The sequence below is a fragment of the Oceanobacillus aidingensis genome (assembly GCF_042654105.1).
Taxonomy (GTDB): Bacteria; Bacillota; Bacilli; order Bacillales; family Amphibacillaceae; genus Oceanobacillus; species Oceanobacillus oncorhynchi.
In genome coordinates this window covers 83,638-102,673 of record NZ_JBHSFT010000004.1, presented here as the reverse complement: position 1 = coordinate 102,673, position 19,036 = coordinate 83,638, and the positions used below count along the sequence as shown (strand labels likewise).

The 19,036-nt window shown below is 41.1% G+C and carries 12 protein-coding genes; 1 reads left to right on the top strand and 11 read right to left on the bottom strand.

All coding sequences use genetic code 11. The features are described from left to right. Positions 1-261: 261 nt before the first annotated feature. Positions 262-1,458: a YheC/YheD family protein gene (locus ACFO3P_RS04150; protein ID WP_212929162.1), complete on the bottom strand. Its 1,197-nt coding sequence runs from the start codon at positions 1,456-1,458 to the stop codon at positions 262-264. A 19-nt stretch (positions 1,459-1,477) separates the two neighbouring features. Beyond that, positions 1,478-2,923, bottom strand: coding sequence for an acylphosphatase (locus ACFO3P_RS04145; protein WP_212929163.1), 1,446 nt, complete (start codon positions 2,921-2,923; stop codon positions 1,478-1,480). Between the two features lie 542 nt (positions 2,924-3,465). On the opposite strand from ACFO3P_RS04145, the gene ACFO3P_RS04140 reads away from it, so the two are divergent. After that, positions 3,466-5,151, top strand: coding sequence for an ATP-binding protein (locus tag ACFO3P_RS04140; protein WP_212929164.1), 1,686 nt, complete (start codon positions 3,466-3,468; stop codon positions 5,149-5,151). Positions 5,152-5,217: 66 nt separating this feature from the next. On the opposite strand, the gene ACFO3P_RS04135 is transcribed toward ACFO3P_RS04140, so the two are convergent. The 9 genes from ACFO3P_RS04135 to ACFO3P_RS04095 form a co-directional block, all read right to left on the bottom strand. Next, positions 5,218-6,249 (bottom strand): CapA family protein, encoded by a 1,032-nt coding sequence (locus ACFO3P_RS04135; protein WP_341173342.1) that lies wholly within the window; start codon positions 6,247-6,249, stop codon positions 5,218-5,220. Between the two features lie 59 nt (positions 6,250-6,308). Beyond that, positions 6,309-7,958, bottom strand: a complete 1,650-nt coding sequence (locus ACFO3P_RS04130) for an acylphosphatase (protein ID WP_341173343.1) — start codon at positions 7,956-7,958, stop codon at positions 6,309-6,311. A gap of 35 nt (positions 7,959-7,993) precedes the next feature. Continuing rightward, positions 7,994-9,616: an acylphosphatase gene (locus ACFO3P_RS04125; RefSeq protein WP_379542182.1), complete on the bottom strand. Its 1,623-nt coding sequence runs from the start codon at positions 9,614-9,616 to the stop codon at positions 7,994-7,996. A gap of 44 nt (positions 9,617-9,660) precedes the next feature. Then, complete coding sequence (locus tag ACFO3P_RS04120; protein ID WP_379542181.1) at positions 9,661-10,995, bottom strand: ATP-grasp fold amidoligase family protein; 1,335 nt, start codon at positions 10,993-10,995, stop codon at positions 9,661-9,663. Then, the gene (locus ACFO3P_RS04115) at positions 10,982-13,114 is read right to left on the bottom strand and encodes a glycosyltransferase family 2 protein (RefSeq protein ID WP_379542180.1); all 2,133 of its coding nucleotides are present in this window, start codon (positions 13,112-13,114) and stop codon (positions 10,982-10,984) included. The genes ACFO3P_RS04120 and ACFO3P_RS04115 overlap by 14 nt, the downstream gene beginning before the upstream one ends. Further along, positions 13,095-15,050: a glycosyltransferase family 2 protein gene (locus ACFO3P_RS04110; RefSeq protein ID WP_379542179.1), complete on the bottom strand. Its 1,956-nt coding sequence runs from the start codon at positions 15,048-15,050 to the stop codon at positions 13,095-13,097. Before ACFO3P_RS04110 ends, ACFO3P_RS04115 begins: the two co-directional genes overlap by 20 nt. A gap of 310 nt (positions 15,051-15,360) precedes the next feature. Next, positions 15,361-16,980 carry an ABC transporter ATP-binding protein gene (locus ACFO3P_RS04105; RefSeq protein WP_042529597.1) on the bottom strand — a complete coding sequence of 540 codons (1,620 nt, stop codon included), beginning with the start codon at positions 16,978-16,980 and terminating at the stop codon, positions 15,361-15,363. Between the two features lie 155 nt (positions 16,981-17,135). Next, positions 17,136-17,912 (bottom strand): ABC transporter permease, encoded by a 777-nt coding sequence (locus tag ACFO3P_RS04100; protein ID WP_379542178.1) that lies wholly within the window; start codon positions 17,910-17,912, stop codon positions 17,136-17,138. Between the two features lie 332 nt (positions 17,913-18,244). Next, positions 18,245-19,021 (bottom strand): glycosyltransferase family 2 protein, encoded by a 777-nt coding sequence (locus tag ACFO3P_RS04095; RefSeq protein WP_379542177.1) that lies wholly within the window; start codon positions 19,019-19,021, stop codon positions 18,245-18,247. Positions 19,022-19,036 lie beyond the last annotated feature (15 nt).

Below are 19,036 nucleotides of genomic sequence, written 5' to 3'. Positions count from 1 at the left end.
TTTTTTCCATGCTTTCTATACACATCTTATCATAAATCTAATTTTATTCTCACATCTTTTTTACGGCTGCTTACAAATTAGAATCAGCGTGAAGAAAAAACGCCATTAAATAAGCGGCCTTCCCCTATAAAATTCAGGAAAACGGCCGCTTTACAGCATTTTCTTATTTCTATTGCCTGCGATTCCAGCTGGCATTTCAGCTAAAATACGTAAGTCCTTATCTTTTTATGATAGAAGGTTAGAAACCGTCACGATTCGCCGCTATTTCTTCTTGGTCATCTTCCTTCTCGCTTTTCTCATAACACCTGTCAGCTTCCAGGATTTACTATTTAATATGCTATTTAATTGCTTCTCTTTTTCTGCAATCATTTCTTTTAATTCACGGATTTCCTTCTGGTTATTTTCCAATTCATCCGTGGAATCTTTTACTTTTACTTTTCTGTTTAATCGATTCTCTAAGACATACAAATAGTAATTACTTCTTAAAAATGCCACTTCGGATATAACTGCCTTGGTACTTGGTCCATCATTTACCTCAAATAGATATAATTTGCCGTTTGTATCTATTCCAATATCCAGCCCCAGGGACATAATATGTGTTCCTCTCAGCTGCTCCATTTTTTTTGGTATCTGTGTTCCGAGTTTTAATAAATTTTGATAGATTTCCTCATGCTGCCTATTAAAGTTTGCCTTGAGAAATTCTTTTGGATCACTAATTCCTCCGCCCTGGTTCACATTAGATATAACAGACTGACCGATACCGATCCGCACATAAATTTTAGCGACCGCCCACTTGCCTGTTCCGTCTTTTTCTACATGGACCCGGCAGTCAAACGGATCTCCTTGCGGGGTTCTGGACGTAACGTATTTCTGGAGGATATAATTCTTTCCTCTTACCGTGTTATCAAAAAATTCCTCCAGTGCATTTACATCAGCATCCCATTTTTCTTTATTAAAGCCGATTGTAAATAAATCGTTATCCTTCTTTTCAATAATATAGATGCCTTTGCCTCGCAGTCCTTTCCCTGGCTTCAATACAATCTTCTGATAATCATGCAGATAGCTGTCCATATCCTGGAAAGACTTGATTTTATGCGTTGGTATCATCAAATGAGAAAATTGCTCATCCTTGCTTAACGTATTTTGTAACATCTCCTTTGTTACCACGTTTCTTCGATTATCTGATAAAAAGGTTGTTTTTCTTAAAAAATCCATTTTCTCTTTATTTTTTCTCATAAAACAATATGGAGCAGCATCAATGAAAGGGGGGATATCTGTTGTTTTATCCATCCATTTATTATTCACTAGAACTTTTCCATACACCTTTTTCTCTTCTATATTAATATCCTTCGGCCGCATGTAGATTAGCTCCATGCCGTATGCTTTTGCTACTAGAGAAGTCATTTTCGCTAATTCCGTCGGCTTATTAAAATTGGTCAACATCCCGATTTCTTGCATGTCCAATCCTTCTCTCTTACTAAGTTATTATTTGAAAACCTATTTTTCTGGGTCTGTTTGAATACTCCAGATTTCGTTCCTCAATCTGTTCAACAATGGATTTTTTAGACCCTTTGCTGACAAACTTCTTGAATGTATCCAGCCCATCTTTTTTCTCACTGATAAGATAAACTTCAATCGTATTGTTATCTATTTTCTTCGCATAGCCAAAAAGGTTATTTCTTAGTGCCTGCCTTTTAATATAATTCATATACCCTACCCGGTTCACTTTCCCGCTGACGGTATATTTTTTAGCAGACATTTCCTTCATTGGAGTTTTGATAACTTTGATTTCATCTACAGCGCATTGCTTTAAAGGGTCTAGTAAGCTGAGATAATCAAAATAAAAATAAGATTTATTCTCCCCTGCTGTTTCAGGGAAGTAATAATCGATAATTGCACCAGGAACATCCCTTGCTTTCCCTACTAAGGGGAACAGGTGAAAACCAATTTCCGCCGTCCCATTTATTTCTAAGACAACGCCCTTTCGATTATCCCTGGGGTCTACAATAATATCTATTCCGGCATGAGGGAGAGAAGGCAGCGCTTTTAATCCATTTACAGCAATCTGCTTCACTTCTTCTGAAAGTTCATCGGTAGCTTCGATAGGATCCCCGCCAGAGGACAGATTACTTTTTTCTCTCAGGAAAACCTGCTCCCCTTTTTCAGGAATATTATTCAGCGCGTAACCGGCTCGTTCCAGCATGTAGGTTACTTCATAATCTACTTTTATCGGTTTCGGTGCTAAATATGGATTCTGTTTTCTTTCCTCGTTCTTGAGTTCAATCAATTTTTCTATCGTGTTTATTCCATCACCAACCACATTTGCCGGAATCCGGTTCGTCGCGCCAATAACTTTATCTCCAACCACATAAATTCGATATTCATTGCCATCATAATGCTTTTCCACAATATACTGACGATAAGCATATTTCGACCTTAATTCTTTAATAACTCCTGCTAACTCATTTTCATTGGATATATTTGTATAGACCCCTTTACCCATACTTCCATTTAATGGTTTTATAATTACAGGATAGCCAATTTCATTCGCGTAAGCAATCATATCTGCATCTGTTTCCAATGTCTTTCCTATAGGAATAGGCACATTACTCTGTTCAAGAAGCGCTTTTGTTTCTTCTTTATTCTGACAAATTCTTACTGCCTTATTCGCTACTTTGTCTCCTCTGGAGCGAAAGAAATAATGCAGGTTATCTCCATTACTTAGTGAAAAGAACTTTCCATGTGTACTGCTGTTCATTCTGTCTAATTTACAAAGACTTGTTTCGTCTCGATACCATTTTAATTCCAGTCCTCTTCTCCAGCCTTCCAACGCTACTAAATAAGAACATAATTGGAAGCCAGTTATCCCTTCCACTACTTTTTTACTCAGTGCAGGTAAAAGCTCTACCTCTTGAGATTTCATAATCATTCTCCTCTTTTTTGTTTAATGACTAATTAGAAAAAAATGCATATTTCTTTTCCCAATCAGCTTGTTTCCTGCTGTTGTTCGTTCTACTGATTATCTAAATCCCAACAAAATATATTTCTTGAAACATCATTTTATTTCAATCTTTTTACTTAAATTTACCCTATTTTTAACTTTTAACCATTTTGCAGCATGAAAAATTATTTTCTCTTGCAAATCTAAAACAACAAAGGTTATTTTAAGAAATTCGAAGCTTGGATTCATTTTATAGCCATTGTTTTTCAGATTATAAATATTATATAAATTAATACCGAAAATAGATAGTTAAATTGTTAAAAATTTTGTCGCAGGAAGACCGGCTGTATGCTCTCGTTTCAATTAACAAGGAAAATGTCATTTATTTTGTTTCAAAATCAGCTTAGGGATAATTGGGGTTGTTCACAAGTGAATTTGATGGGCGTTTATTGGGAGGACAGTTGAAGAAATATGTTATAATAATAATTAACTATTTAAGCGAAATTATGTTAGGAGAATTGATTATGACAGAAAATCGATTTCTAAAAAGTTTAGACCACCCTATACCGGAAAAAGCAAATAATTATATGTTGAGTACCTATAGTATTATATTAGAAGCCTGGCGAAGAGGATTAACCATTTCTTTCAGTATTGTAAAAGAAGGAACAGGTAAATTTGAACCCTCTTATGTTATTACAGATGGTAATAAAAGCCATCATTTTAGTGCCACTCGTGGCGATTTAGTTTCTAAACGAACGAAAGAATTAACAAAAAACAAAGTTAAAACGAAAGAGGTTCTAGAGAAAAATAATGTGTCTACGCCTGGAGGAAAAGACTTTAGTGCCGATATCAGTGATTCTGAAATAATACAGTATGCTGCTGAGATTCAATACCCTGTTGTGGTAAAGCCCCTAGCGGGAACTGGAGGAACAGGCGTTATCGCTGGTATTCAAAATGAAGAAGAGTTGATTGAAGCTTTAAATTATGTTCGAGTGAAATTAAAATCTCCTCATATTATTTTAGAAAAGTATTTTGCTGGAGAAGATTATCGTGTTTATGTTCTAGACAGCAAAGTAATCGGAGCTTTAAAACGAATAAAGGCAAACGTTGTTGGTGACGGTAAAAGTACAGTCAGGCAATTAATTGATCAAAAGAATGAAGAACGCGCTAAACTTCCATCGCTTACAAATCGAAAAATAAAAATCGATGATGAGCTGAGAAATATGTTACGCCGAGAAGGCTATGATCTGAACTCTGTTATCCCAGATGGGGAATTAGTCTATATCAAATCAAAAAATAATGTATCTGCAGGCGGCGATTCCATCGAAGTTACAGATGATCTGTCTGATAACATCAAACAGATTGCCGTTAATGCAGTAAGTGCTTTTGACGATTTACCTCAATGCGGTGTAGATATGATGGTGGATGAAGAAAATGATACAGCGGCTGTTATTGAGTTGAATACACGGGCGCATATTACGCAACATTTGTTTCCAATGAAAGGAAAGGCGCAGGATATCCCTTCGAAATTAATTGATTTTTATTTTCCAGAAACAGTGGATTACGACCGGACAAATGCTCAAAACTTCTTCTTAGATTTTGATTTTATTTTCGATGCTTGTATGAATGGAAATGCAACAGAAGTTGGTATTCCTGTATTGCCTTTGAGAGCATTAAAGCTTACTCGTTATGTAGTCAGCGGCTGTGAATATACAAAAGCTTTTTCCGGACGTGTGCGTCGTTTGGCATATCATGCTAAAGTCCATGGTTATATAAAACCCCTAAATAATGGAGATATCTCTATTATTGTTGGTTCCAGTCAAAAAAGAATCAATGATTTCCAAACAAGACTGGAAAGATATACAAAACGAATCAGCAAGTCGGCAACAATAACAGAAAAGAAACGTTCAAGCCCTATTATGCATGGGTTTCATATTGAAACGCCAAATGAAAAAGCTGCCAGCAGTGAGAATAGTAATTCGGAAGAAAAAGCTGCGTTGAATAAATATATCAAAGACTATGCTAAATTAAAATCAGACTATCAATATGCCGTGAACCGTCTAGCAAAATATGAGCGGGACGAGCGGACTCTAGAATTGACCCAGCGACAAAATAAACAATTAAAGAAACGCCTGCAGCAAATGGAAGAAAGTAACTCTTGGAAAATGACGAAGCCTATTCGGGCATTTACAGAAAAACTGAAAAAATAACAACATAAAGCCATAAGCACTCGGGATTTAGTATTCCTGACTGCTTATGGCTTTATTAATCTATTATTATTTTAATTTAAACTCTGGCATCCACTGCGTTAACCGCTCTGTTAATTCGCTATATACTTCCAGACTGTCGAATTTATCATGGTCTGTTTCAATGTATGGATTTTTAGCTATATAATCACTTAATAAATGCATTTGATAATTGTTTTTACGATTAGCATCTACAAAGGTCAGATCCATTTCCGGATGGTTAATTGCCACTTTACCATTTTCATCTTTGCTGATATTCAGAGACAATACTCCGCCTATTTGTCTATACAATCCTTTTTGACCGCTGTAAAAGTTTCCTAAAGAATAGATGACAAAGGTCTTTTTCCCTCTGGAATTCAATATCCACTGTGCAGGCTGAAGGACATGCGGATGATGTCCTAAAACAATATCTGCACCAGCGTCTGATAAAGATGTAGCAATATCTACCTGAGAAGCTGGCGGATTAAGCGCATATTCTCTTCCAAAGTGCGCTGCAACAACAACTACGTCCGGGCTTTCTTCTTTTTTCAAGCGCTCAATATCCCGTCTTACTTCCTTCGTAGAGCCGGCCACAATACGATTTAAAAGATACGGTTTATTTTTAGGCGGATTCTTGCCTAACGTGACAGCCGTATAAGATAGAATCGCTACCTTAATTCCTTCCTTCTCAATAATACGGAATTTTTGCTGGTCTTCTTTTGACTTATGTGAACCAACGTAAGGAAGCCCTATTTTTTCAAGGTTTTCAATTGATTTAAGCACGCCTTCTTCGCCTAAATCAAGACTGTGGTTATTCGCATTTGTGACAATGTCTGTGCCGAATTCTTTTAAGTTTTCCGCTAATTCTACCGGGTTATTAAATTCTGGGAAAGAGATAAGGCCTAATTCTTCTCCGGCTACAATCGATTCTAAGTTAACAACAGAGATATCTCCTGCTTGCAGCAGTTTTTTCGCAGGAGCCATTTTATCTTTAAAATCATATTTCCCATTTTTTTTGCTGATATCGTACACTCTAGAGTGTAGCAGCACGTCACCAGTAGCTGTTAATTTAATTTGTGACATGAACATTCCTCCACAATTATTTATCATCTTATCTCATCGATACTAGACTAGATAAATGATTATTTTTTATTCTTCACCTTCGAGCCGACCTTCCGTATAGACTCTGTGACCTTCCAAGAAGTACTATTCAAAATATGCTTAACGTCCTTATCCGCTCTGTCTTTTTTCTTTCTAAGTTCCTGCAAATCTTTATCCATTCGTCTTAAAGCATGCTGCACGGATTTTATATTATTGGTATTATACCGCTCGGAAATTTCAAAGCCTACCGTAATAAAGCTGTCATAGTCTTCCTCTTTAATACGGGTTACTTCCGATCCTTGCGGGTAGCCTTTGATAACCTCTTTAAAGTCTTCCACTGCTTTTTGATCCGTTCCAGCTACAACGACTTCAATTTCATCAAAGACCATGCTTTTCACATAACCATGCAGGTTTTGAGCAAGAGCTTGTCTCTTCAGCCATTTATGGTAATTGTATCGCTGCACATTTCCATTCACGATATATTTCCGGATATAAAGCTCTCCGATTGGCGCAGGAGCAACTTCTACTTCCAGTGCTGCTCTATTTTCAAGCGGCTCTAAAACATTGATTAAATTAAAAGAGACTCTTGATTTTGTAGTGTCTACCTTCCCTTTGGTTTCTGGGAAATAATAGTCTATAATCGCTTTCGGAATGTCTCTTGCTTTTCCTTCGATTGGGAAAAGCGCCCCGCCAATTTGTGCGGTAGGGTTCAATTCAATAACAACGGCTTCCCCTTTCAGGTCTTCGCGGTCATTGACAATTATATCGACGCCGCCCTGTGGAAAATCATCGATTGCTTTTAACGCATTGATGGCAATTTCCTTATACTCTTGCGGCAGAGTGTCTGTTACATCAACAGGGTCTCCGCCGGAGGATACATTCGTTTTCTCCCGCAAGTAAATTACTTTGTCCTTCTCCGGGACACTTTCCAATGTGTAGCCAGCTTCCTGAATAAACTCGAGAATTTCGACATCCATATGAATCAGACAGCTGTTTAAGCGGGCATTTTTTCTGCGTATCGCGTTCTTGATATCGATTAATTGCTCAATGGTGTGTTCCCCATCGCCCATAATGTTCGCAGGTACACGGTTGTACGCTGCAATCACTTCATCACCCACGACATAAACACGATACTCTTTCCCGCTGACATATTGCTCCAGCACGACTTCTTCATACTCTAATTCCCGGCGGACATAATGAATCGCCTTGATTAATTGTTCTCTATTTTTAATATTCGTTACAACACCATTTCCAAGACTCGCGTTGGTTGGTTTGAGAACTAATGGAAAGCCGACTGTATCCGCAAATTCGATAATCTCTTCATTGGTTGCCTCTGCTTCAAAGCCTTTTCCCTTTGGTACAGGCACGCCTGCATTGCCGAGATAGATTTTGGTATCATCCTTTTCTGATCCAATTTCTACTGCTTCGCTGGAAACCAGGTCTCCTCTTGTTCTAAAGAAGTAATGTGTCTGCTTCTCTGAGGTTAATGAAAATAAACGTCCGGGCGGGTTCACTCCAAAAATAACCATATTCTCAAAGTGCTCGGAATCCTTCGTGTACCATTTTAGCTTCAGACCTCTTCTCCATCCTTCTAATGCAACAGAAAATGCGTCCAGACGTGTTTTTCGCGCATTTCGTACAATGTCATTATTCAGATGTGGAAGACTTATCCCTAACTGATTGTCTTTCATATTCATATCCTCCTGTAGCTTCTTTCAACTCATCATTATCCCTTAAACTTCTTAAAGATCGACCCAACCGCCCGGATTGGCGAGGTTGCCTTCCAAGAGACGCTTTCGTAGTACTTTCTCCGCTTCAACTCGGCTTTTTTCAAGGCCAGCTCGGTTTCTTCCAGTTCACGCTTGTACCATTTTAATTCTTCTACCTGTGTTTTTAAATCTGTTTTTATCTCAAAGCCGACTTTCACTGCTTCATCGACATCTTCTTCTAATACTTCCATCACGGTTGCTCTTTCTTCATCTTCCCAGATACCGTGTTTAAAGTCTTCTACCATTTCCGGATCTGTGCCGGCTACGACGATTTCGATATCGCCGATTTCCTTCGTCATGATATATCCATGCAATTCCCGTTCAAATGCCTGCTTGCGAAGGCCGCGGTGGTAACCGATATCTAAGACATCGCCGACCACGATATATTTCTTCATATAGACCTTTTGCTGCGGGCATGGGGTGACAGTGGTCACGGTTGCGTCCCGATTTTGGAGCGGGTCCAGTACATCATGGAAATCAAAGAATGTATTGATTTGTGCAACATTCTTGTCCTTTGTTTCTGGAAAATAAAAGTCTATGATTGCTTTGGGAATATCTCTTGACTTGCCCTCGATTGGATATAATAGCCCGCCCAGCTGTGCGGTAGGGTTTAATTCTAATACATAGGCTTTGTCATCCTTCTCATTGATAATGATATCGACGGCCCCATGTGTCAATCCTGCAACGGACCGCAGCGCTTTAACTGCTGTGTCCTTCACTTCCTGGGACAGGCTGTCTAATACATCAATTGGATCGCCGCCAAGTGAGATATTTCCTTTAAAGTTTAAATAGATTAAATCATCTTTTTCAGGAATGGAAGAAAGCGTATGACCCTTTCTCGCGATAAAATCTGTTAATTCATCATTTACGATAATTGGACAGCTTACTAAACGCGGATTTTTTTCTCGCTCTGCATTTTTTAATTGAATCAACTGTTCTATCGTATGTACACCATCTCCGACAACGTTTGGCGGCTGGCGGTGCATTGCTCCGACAACTTCATCTCCGACAACATATAGGCGGTAATCTTTTCCGGTGATATATTGCTCGATAATGATGTCATCGGTGGTTCCCAGCTCTTTGGTGTAGTCATAGCATGCTTCTAATTCTTCTGTGCTGGTAATGTTGACAAAGACGCCGCGGCCAAAGCTTCCGTCCTTTGGTTTTTGCACAACGGGAAATCCGATTTTGCTGCCGCATTCCAGAACTTCTTCTTTCGTGTGCTCGCTGGTAAATATTCCTCCCTGCGGTACTGGAACGCCGTGCTCGCTTAAGTGCTGTTTGGAGCTTTCTTTGTCTTTTCCAATAGATACAGCTTCATTGGTTACTTTATCTCCTCTGGAACGGAAGAAATAATGTGTCCTGCTATCTGAACTTAATGAAAATAATTGTCCAGGTCTCTCGGTGAACCATGTAACCATTTCACTGAATTTCTCTGAATCTTCAACATGCCACCTTAATTTCAGACCTCTCCGCCAGCCTTCCAGCGCAATTACGTATGCGTCTAATAAACTTCCGTGTACATCAGAAATAACTTCTGATGATAAATGCGATAGCCATTCAGCATTATTCTCACTCATGCCTGATCCTCCTGATTAATCCATTTTAGTACGTTATTCTGCATTTATATTTTAAATGTTTTTCCTTGAAGCAGGTCTCTATCTAACTTCCCCTGTGCTTCGATAAATAAATTTCCTAAATATGTGTCTATTTTATCATTGAATTCATCATAATTGCCCGGTTTTGGTGTGAATTCTCCAAAAACCAATCCATTTTCGGATCGCAGAAAATCGATTCGCATAAAGGGGCTGGGAATCATACTGCTGATTCTCTCTGCCATGTCGATTTCTTCCTTGGAGACTCCTTTGCCTTCGAAGGCTTTGTCCTCATATTTTCCTGTCTGGATACGTTTCCCCTGTCCATCCCACCAGCAGTATTTCATCTCTGGCGTGCGGATGATTTCCAGGATAACGCCGACCTTGCCATAAAAGCAATAAAACTTCACATCGCGTCCAGAAACCTTGTTGGCCGTATCCTCGAGAATTAATTCTTCGATGCGCCAGGCATCCTGATCCACTTTATTTTCCTGCAGATCCTTCTCCATGCGATGCTTGAGTAAAGACCAATTCGACAATTTCTCTCCTGTCTTTACACTTATTATATCACTAGATGCATATACAATGTAAACTCCACGTCCTCCAGCTCCATTTGCCGGCTTGATAACAATATTTTCTTCCTCCGGCAGGGATTCTATCGTGTAGATATCCTCCGGGCTGCCAGGCGTGCGTATCGCTTGTTTTTCCATAAAGCGATACGCTGTCTGCTTATCGTCTAATTCATATTCCGGGAGCGTTCCTAACAGCTGATATTGTCTGACACGCATATTCATGCAGGCACGATAGGAAGCGACGTCCGCCATGCTGACAGGGTCTTCCGTAAGTCCTGCGCGTGCCATGAATTCAGAAGCATGCCCTTTGGCTCCGGCTAATACTTTGGTGAAAATCCGCTGTTTAAAGGCCGTTTCTTCTTGCTGGAACTGCCGTGCAGCTGCCTCCAGCAAATCCCGGAAATGACGGTCTTCTAATTTTTTCTGCTCGATGCGTTTATCTAATTCCGCAATGATTTTTCCTTTGTCTTTCTTTTCTTTGATATATCTCCAAAGGGTATTATAATCAAATTGCTTGAGCGCTTTTTCGCGTTCTGCTAACTGCTCCTTCAACAAAACGGTTTCCGATTGATAGTGAAGAAGCTGTTCTTCCAGATAAGCGATATAATTGTCTTTTTCTTTCCCGGAAGGAAGGAGTTTGCGAATAGAAGCTGTTTTTTGATACGTATTGCTTTTCATGATTTTTTTAATTTGTTTATCTATCTTGGCAATACTTGCTTTGGTATCATCTACCTGCGCTTCTTTTTCGATAAGCTGATCAATCAGTTCTTCATACGATTTATCCTCTGGCATCTTCATGCCCTCCTTCCTTCCATTTGCCTGGAACGACAAAATTATCTTTCAGCATCTTTCTAAAGGCCTGCTCTTCCTCTATCCAATTGGATGCCGCCACTGGATAATAGCGGATGGTATGGCTCTGTTCCTCAATCAGCTGTTCTCTGATTTCTATGCTCGCCGGATACCATGCGGCTGCCTGTCCCAGATAGCGGTGCAACCTCATTACACATTGGCGCATATTGTATTCCGGATTATTTTTCTTCGGTATTTTATTAATAATGACCTTGGCTGCGGTTGTCTTGAGCTCCGGCACATAGCGCTGCTTCTCCTGAAAGATAAGTGGATTTTTGATAATAGTGAGCTGTGCTTCTGCTTTTTCTCCGTAAACGAGCATGCATGCCTGCTCTCCATCTACGAAGTCCCTTACCTTGTGATGGATAAACTTGGATTGCTTCAAATCATATATCCCGCGCTGGATCAAACCAACCGTAAAGCCATTTTCCTTCAGCCATTTGATTTCCTTGCCTATCTCCGCATCATATTGGCGAAAATCTGCTATATACGCAACATCCACCTGATGCCGGGCTCCTTTTTCAAGCATCGGCTTCGGCACGGCAAATGGGCGCTCCTGCTGCTGATACGGAAAATATACATCCTTTGCTTGCTGATGCATCCGGTTATGTGCCTCGGCATATTCCTTGCGTGCTCCCATAAGAAAGCCGTTATAGCCAAAGGAGGAATTCCCCGTTAATGAACCGGAGGATTGCATCGGGAAGGAAAGCGGTCCGGTCGGCAGATCTTTCACCTGCTCTGCGCCAAAGGTGAGCGCCAGCCGCTTTTTAAATTCACTGTCTGCGGCAAAACGCACCGCATCCCAATAGCCGACCTTCTCTAAAACTGGAATTCTCTGAAACATAATGGATGACATATTGGAAAAAATATATTTCCCCGGCATCCCCCTGCGATACAGATATAAATCCTCTGTCAGCCTGGCATGCTCCGATGTATTGGCGATAACAGACGGATTTTCCAGCAAATGCCGTGCCTGGATTTCTATTTTTTGCGGATGAGACCAGTCGTCCGCATCATTAATGGTCACGAATTCTCCTGTTGCTTGCTGGAGCGCGATATTTCTGGCTACATATGGCCCTGAATTTGTTTCAGTTTGCAAGAGCTTAATTCTGTCATCCTGCTGCATCCATTCTTTGACAACAGCTGCGGTATGATCCGGACTGCAGTCATCGACAACGATGATTTCCAGGTTTGTCCACGTTTGCTTTGTCAATGATCTTAATGCAACAGAAATGCCCGATTCCGAATTGTATGCTGGAATGATGACCGTGATTTTAGGCTGTTCATTCTGCTCCTCTTTTATCTGAATCGGGTGGGTGTCTAATTGATCATAGAGATAAGCGCCTGAGATTGCGTTATTGATATAAAGCGGCTCCAGCTGATACGCATGCAGCACTTCATTGATCCAATACAGACGGTCCTCCTGATTTCGGCACAGGTTGGCCAGTGCCAGCAGTAAATCGGGATGCCATCCTTGGTTCAGTGCTTCTTTAATCAGCTGCATCCCTTTTGCATGCTGCCCCAGTATTTTATAAGCTTCGGCAAGCAGGATGATAATACGACGGCGCACGTCTATATTCTGCTCTCCCTCGAGCGCAATTTCCAGATAGGTGACGGCTTGCTCTGCACTGTTTGGAGTCAGTTTATTGGCAAACCAAAACCCCAGCTCCCATGCAGCTGCTTTGACAAGATACTTATTGTTGGATTGATACAGCATATCCTGTAAATCGCTGAGAGCGCGTTCTTCAAAGCCGAGGTCATATAAATAATTTTTGACCGGCTTCAATTGGTTGCTGGCGTCCTTCTGCTTATAAGAAGTACTGTAGAGCTTTTTGATATTTCTTCGTCCCAGAGCATAGGAAGGGACTGCTTTTGCCAGCGAAATACTGTTTTTCTTCCAGCCGGCAGCCTTTTGCTTTAAGGTTTCTGCAAACAAAAAGGCAGACTTATAGCGTCTATAAGTCTCCTTTAATGCTGCTTCTTCTTTTCTTTTGGTATCGAGCTCTTCTTCTGCGTGCTGCAGACGTGTGTGAAGCTCGGTTTTATCGATTGGTTGTTTCATTTTCTAGACAACTCTTTTCCCATACACGGTCGGCATATGCCTGTTTGATTTCCGTTGCTGGAATAGTATTTTTGATTTCCTGCTGTATCTGTTCATCCGCCGGGAACCATGCTCCCAGCTGACCAAAGTATTCTTCGATATGCTTGGCGGCATTGTTTAGAGCTGCCTGATTGTCAGGTGCTTCTGTCAGTACAACTGCCAGCTGCTTCGTCGTCAAGGTTGGCAGGTACTTCTGCTGATATTGGTACACGGTCGGCTTGATGCATACGGTCTTCTCCGCATCAACCTTTTCTCCATACACCAGCATCTGCAGACGATCTCCATCTAACTTTTGACGAATGCCTTCGTCGATTTTTTTCGGAAGCGCGAAATCATAGGCGTTGATTTGCACCAGGCCGATTCGGGTCCCTGACGCTTGTAAGCAGTCGTTGAATACCTGCCAATCTGCTTCGTTCAATGCCCGAAAATCTGTAGCAATAACGACATCAAACTTCCGGAAACCCTCTGTTTTTTCTTCCTTAGCCGGCCACATTGGCTCCGGCACGGGATATGGCCGTTCCGTCATTGGATAAGCATAGCGGACATCCTCTGCCCGTTGATGATGATTCTCCAATGATTCCACATACTCCTTGCGCACACCCATAAAGAAGCCGTTATAGCCAAAGGCGGAGCTTCCTGTTAAGGAGGTGACAGCTTGTCTTGGCAGGGATAACGGACCAGAAGCTAAGTCAACATAAGTCCGTGTGCCAAAGCTTTTTAACAAACGGCGTTTAAACTCGCCATCTGCGGCAAAACGGACACTGTCCCAATATCCGACTTTTTCTAATACAGGCTCCCTGCGGAACATAATCGATGACATATTTGGGAAGATGTATTTTCCTGGCGTTCCCCTGCGGTACAACGTCATCTCTTCGGTAATTCTCGCATGCTCGGAGGTATTGGCAACCACCTCTGTATTTGCTAATAGATGCTTCGCCTGAATCTCTAATTTGGAGGCATGCGACCAATCATCTGAATCATTCACGGTCACAAATTCGCCAGCCGCTGCTTCCAGGGCAATATTGCGTGCAATGTAAGGACCGCTGTTTTGCGGGGTCTGCATGACTTTAATCCGGCTGTCTTTTGCTGCATATTCCTGTACGATTGCTAATGTGTTATCCGGGCTATGGTCATCGACAATAATCAATTCGATGTTCTGCCATGTCTGCTCCAGAATTGATTCAATTGCTACCCTGATTCCATCCCCGGCATTATAGGCAGGAATAATGACAGAGATCAGCGGTCCATCTGAAATATTTTCATGTGTTTTGATGGTATGGAGGCCGTCATATTGGCCTGTTTCATCGGTGGCAATGTTATCCAGGTCATAGAGAGAGAATGCTTTATTGATATAAACAAATCGATCCTTGATATCCGCTTCTAAATTTGCTAACGCCAGATAGATATCTGCGTGTTCTCCTGCTTTTAAAGCGTCCTGTAAGACGTTTCTGGCTGTTTCACGCTCGCCCGTTTCATCCAGCAGCTCTGCTTTGATAATAGCGATACGGCGCTGCTGGTCCGGCTGCACTTCGCCTTCTTCGGCAAGCGGAAGATATTCTAATGCAATCGCCGCATCCTTTTCATTATATTGATTGGCATGCCAGAGTACTTTTTCCCAGGCTGCTGTTCTTTTTAAGGATGGATCGTTTGCTTCCTGTATATAGGCTTCTAAATCGGCTAAGCCTTTCTCGATAAAGCCCAGATTATATAAATGGAACTTGATTTGTTTCAGGCGCTGTCTCTCTGCTTCTTTTTTGCCGAGCAAGACGCGTTTGATGGCGTCTTTCTGCTGGTTGCTTAAGATGTTTAAGAGGTATTTGCGCTGTTTCTCTCCTAAAACCGAGTAGATAAACCAATCTACTGGTTCTGCCACTATTTTTTTAATAACTCCTGCCATTATGACACCACCATTTTTCTTCTATCCGTTGAATTTATTGCGAAAGATTTAACCTGTATAAGTTTAAAATTATATTTTATCTTCTAGCTGTCGCTCCGGAAATACACTACGCTTTCCATGGGCTTGCGCTCAGCCTCCTCGGTAAAAAGAAGAGCACTTTTTCCCTGCGGGGTCTTCCCACTGCGCTTTCCCATAGGAGTCTCCGTGTATTTCCTCCGCTGGATAGAGTGCTTAACTATAGAAAAAATAATTTATTTTATTAGATGAGAAAGATAAAATAAATAAATTTAAATTATTTTATACCATTGCTTTATTTCTGTTCTGCGCTTTTTGTTTTTGCTGCGTTTGCTTTGACTGGTTGTTTGGCGTTGATGACTTTTGGTTTTTTCTTTGCTGGCTTTTTTTGGACGCCCATGGCTTCGCGGTATTTTGCTACGGCTTCTTCTGCGGTGCCGTCGAATTTCACTTGGCCCTGTTCCATCCAGATGCCTCTGGTACATACTTTTTCGACAAAGCCCATGCTGTGGGATACGATGATGACTGCTTTGGCGTGGTCCATCATCTCTTGGATGCGGACACTGGCTTTTTCCTGAAAGGCAAGGTCGCCTGTTGACAGGGCTTCATCGACGATAAATACATCGGGCTTTAAAATTGCTGCGATACTAAAGCCGAGGCGTGATTTCATTCCTGCTGAATAATGCTTTACCGGCTTATCGATTGCTTTCCGGATACCGGAGAATTCAATGATTTCATCATATTTTTCATCCACACGTTCCTTTGGGATTCCTAACAGCATCGCATTTAAATAAATATTGTCTGTTCCTGTTAATTGTGCGTTAAAACCTGTGCCGTAGCCGAGCAGGGAAGATGTCTGGCCATTTACCGTCAAGGTTCCCTCATCGGGTCTGAGTATGTTTGTAATGGCTTTACAGAGTGTACTTTTCCCGGCGCCATTATGCCCGATGATGCCGACGACTTCTCCTTCTTTAATATCGAAGCTGACATTTTTTAATGCCCAGTAGTCTTCTTTTTTATTTTGAAGCTTGAAGGATATGCCGACATTCTCTGCTTTTACGATCGATTCCTTACCGACATTTGTTTCTGTCTTAGTCACATTCAGACTGCGCTTTTGCCTTCTTTGACGCGCAACGGGAGGGACCGTTTCTTTATAATGCTCAATGACGGTTTTTGGATCTCCAATTTCTTTGACATAGCCATTGTCCAGCCAGATCAAGCGATCGCAGTTCTTTTGGGCATAACGCAGACTGTGGGTAACAATCACTACCATTTTCGCATTCGCAACCAGCTCCTTGAGCTTTGCAGCTGCCTTGCTGCCAAATTTCACATCTCCTGTGTTCAATGCCTCATCCAAAATGAGGATTTCCGGCTGAAGGTGAGAAGCGACACTGAAACCGAGCCGCGCCTTCATCCCGCTGGAATAGTATTTCATCGGCTGGTCAAAAAACTGGCCAATCTCCGAGAATTCATGAATATCTTCAATATAATCATTAATTAATTGCTTATTAATGCCGAGCATCATTCCGTTTAAATAGACATTTTCTCTGCCTGTCAGCTCTTTATTAAAGCCCATGCCGAAAGAGAAAAGAGCTGTTACATTTCCATCGACGTTCATTATTCCTTCATCCTGTGTAAGAATGCCGGTAATGATTTTGCTCAACGTCGTTTTACCGGCACCGTTTGAACCGATAATTCCTAAAATTTCTCCCTGATAGCCGGTAAATGTAATATCCTTTAACGGCCATACCTTTTCCGATTTCTTCTTATTTTTTTTCTTCTTGAAAAGGTTCGTCAGGGTGGATTTTAAATCATCGGCATGCCGGTTATCATGAAAGGATACGGCTATATTTTTCGAAACAACAACCTCTTCTTTCGACTGTTTATCGATTTTTTCATTATCATGATTTGACATAATAAAACCTCTTTTATCGCACGATAGCTTTTTATCTGAACCATGAGGTCATGCTCCAGTATTCTGTAAAACCCTCTCCCCGAAAAAGAGAGAGGGAATTTTTATCCTATGCTGCGTGCTTGATTCATTCCATTCTGCTAAAGGCGCATGATGGATTACAATGCTTTAATAATCTTGTGTTCATTCTTACTGTAATAATAAATCATATAGACACATATTGCTAAGCTTCCGACAAAAATGATGCTCAAGCCTAGAAAGTCCGGTGCCCGATGATACATTAAAATATCACGGTAGGATGTTACCAGTATCGCGATCGGATTAATATCGACAAAGAAACTGTATTCCGGAGGCAGACGTCCGCCTTCCCAAATGATTGGTGACGCGTAGAAAAAGAGTCTCGTCACATAGCTGAGTAAATTATCGATATCCCGAATAAATATTGTAGCGTATCCTAATACAAGTCCCAGCATTAAGTGGAAGGTCAGCTGTATCAGGATTAGCGCTGGCAAATAGATAACATGCCAATCTGGGAAAACACCATATCCTATCAAAAATCCTGCAATGACGATTAAGCCAAATCCAAAGTTAAATAATTGCGTCAGCGTAAAGGATATCGGAAATAGTGATTTTGGCAAATAGACCTGATTAATAATCGAGCTGTACCTTAAAATCGATTTAGATGCTGAATTCATGCTTGTGGATACCCATCTCCAGACGACTAAACCGACCACCAGGAATAAACCGAAATTTTCGCCGCCGCGATCTAAGATAATAACGACTAAGAAATAAAATACGAGTACGTTTAACAGCGGGTCGAGCAGCCACCAGAAGTAACCGAGGTAGCTGTTTCGGTGCTCCGCTTTGAGTCCGGATTTTACGAGGTAGAAGAGTAAATCTTTTCTCCGTAAAATCTCTTGTATATAGTTTTTCATTATAATTTGACACCGCCTAATTGTTTCAACACTTTCTGTGGACATATTGTAAGTTGTCCTTTATGGAAAGTGGCTTTTTCAATCATATCTTTATCAGGTTCCCTTATTAGAAGGTTTCCTGAGCTTAATTACTATTATACACCAAAATTATATTGTTTTTTTAATAGTATACGTTGAACTACATGGTTTCACTTATTCTCTTTGCTTTTGGAGTCATATAGCTTCCTGGCAACCGCTGCGGAAAAACACTACGCTAAGGAAATGTTTATACTTTCAATCCTGAAATATCAACTATTCTGTTGTATTAATCTGTTATCACACTTTAACTATCCCTACTTCTTCGCATTCCATTTCAGTAAATCCCGGAGTGAGCGGGTTACGTAGTGGGAGAAGTAGTATAGGGTTTTGGGAAGGGTTTGCTGTTCTACTTCCCGGAATACGTACCAGTTTCTTTTGGCTGCTTTCCATTTGTTGCTGGAAATGGAGTTGCCTACGAGGCGGTACCTTGCGAGCACTTCTGAAAGTCCATAGGCAAAGTGGCCGTTTCTGGTGATTTCCAGCCAGAAAGCGTAGTCTTGTCTGGTACGGATATTGACCATGCGCCGTTCGCCTATTCTTTCACGATCTAACATGACGGTCAGGCAGCCGATGACGCAGCGTTTCATTAAATCCTCATATGTCACGGTTGCAGGGGCTGTGCTGATTGCACAGGTATCTGTGCCGTCTTCATTCATACGCACATACTGTGTGAATGAAAAGGCAACCCCGTTGTCCTGCATAAAGGCGAGCTGCTTTTCCAGCTTTTCCGGCAGCCATAAATCATCGCTGTCTAAAAAGGCAATATAGCGTCCTTTCGACTGATCCATAGCTGTGTTGCGTGAAATGGCAGAGCCTTGATTCGTATCTAATACGGTTAAATGGATACGTGCGTCTTTTTCGGCATAGCTTTTCACAATTTCGGCCGTCCGGTCTGTCGAGCAGTCATCCACAATATTCATTTCCCAATCCGAAAAAGTTTGTGCCTGCACCGATTCAATGGTTTCTGCAATAAACTGCTCGGAGTTATAGGTTGGCGTAATGACAGAGACTATCGGTTTGCTATCTCCCAAGTTGTTCACCTACTT

What these genes read in the sequence shown, in the direction of transcription:
- ACFO3P_RS04140 (WP_212929164.1), top strand. Translation starts at nt 3,466, where the DNA reads ATGACAGAAAATCGATTTCTAAAAAGTTTAGACCACCCTATACCGGAA.
- ACFO3P_RS04100 (WP_379542178.1), bottom strand. Translation starts at nt 17,912, where the DNA reads ATGAAAAACTATATACAAGAGATTTTACGGAGAAAAGATTTACTCTTC.
- ACFO3P_RS04120 (WP_379542181.1), bottom strand. Translation starts at nt 10,995, where the DNA reads ATGCCAGAGGATAAATCGTATGAAGAACTGATTGATCAGCTTATCGAA.
- ACFO3P_RS04150 (WP_212929162.1), bottom strand. Translation starts at nt 1,458, where the DNA reads ATGCAAGAAATCGGGATGTTGACCAATTTTAATAAGCCGACGGAATTA.
- ACFO3P_RS04110 (WP_379542179.1), bottom strand. Translation starts at nt 15,050, where the DNA reads ATGGCAGGAGTTATTAAAAAAATAGTGGCAGAACCAGTAGATTGGTTT.
- ACFO3P_RS04130 (WP_341173343.1), bottom strand. Translation starts at nt 7,958, where the DNA reads ATGAAAGACAATCAGTTAGGGATAAGTCTTCCACATCTGAATAATGAC.
- ACFO3P_RS04125 (WP_379542182.1), bottom strand. Translation starts at nt 9,616, where the DNA reads ATGAGTGAGAATAATGCTGAATGGCTATCGCATTTATCATCAGAAGTT.
- ACFO3P_RS04105 (WP_042529597.1), bottom strand. Translation starts at nt 16,980, where the DNA reads ATGTCAAATCATGATAATGAAAAAATCGATAAACAGTCGAAAGAAGAG.
- ACFO3P_RS04145 (WP_212929163.1), bottom strand. Translation starts at nt 2,923, where the DNA reads ATGAAATCTCAAGAGGTAGAGCTTTTACCTGCACTGAGTAAAAAAGTA.
- ACFO3P_RS04115 (WP_379542180.1), bottom strand. Translation starts at nt 13,114, where the DNA reads ATGAAACAACCAATCGATAAAACCGAGCTTCACACACGTCTGCAGCAC.
- ACFO3P_RS04135 (WP_341173342.1), bottom strand. Translation starts at nt 6,249, where the DNA reads ATGTCACAAATTAAATTAACAGCTACTGGTGACGTGCTGCTACACTCT.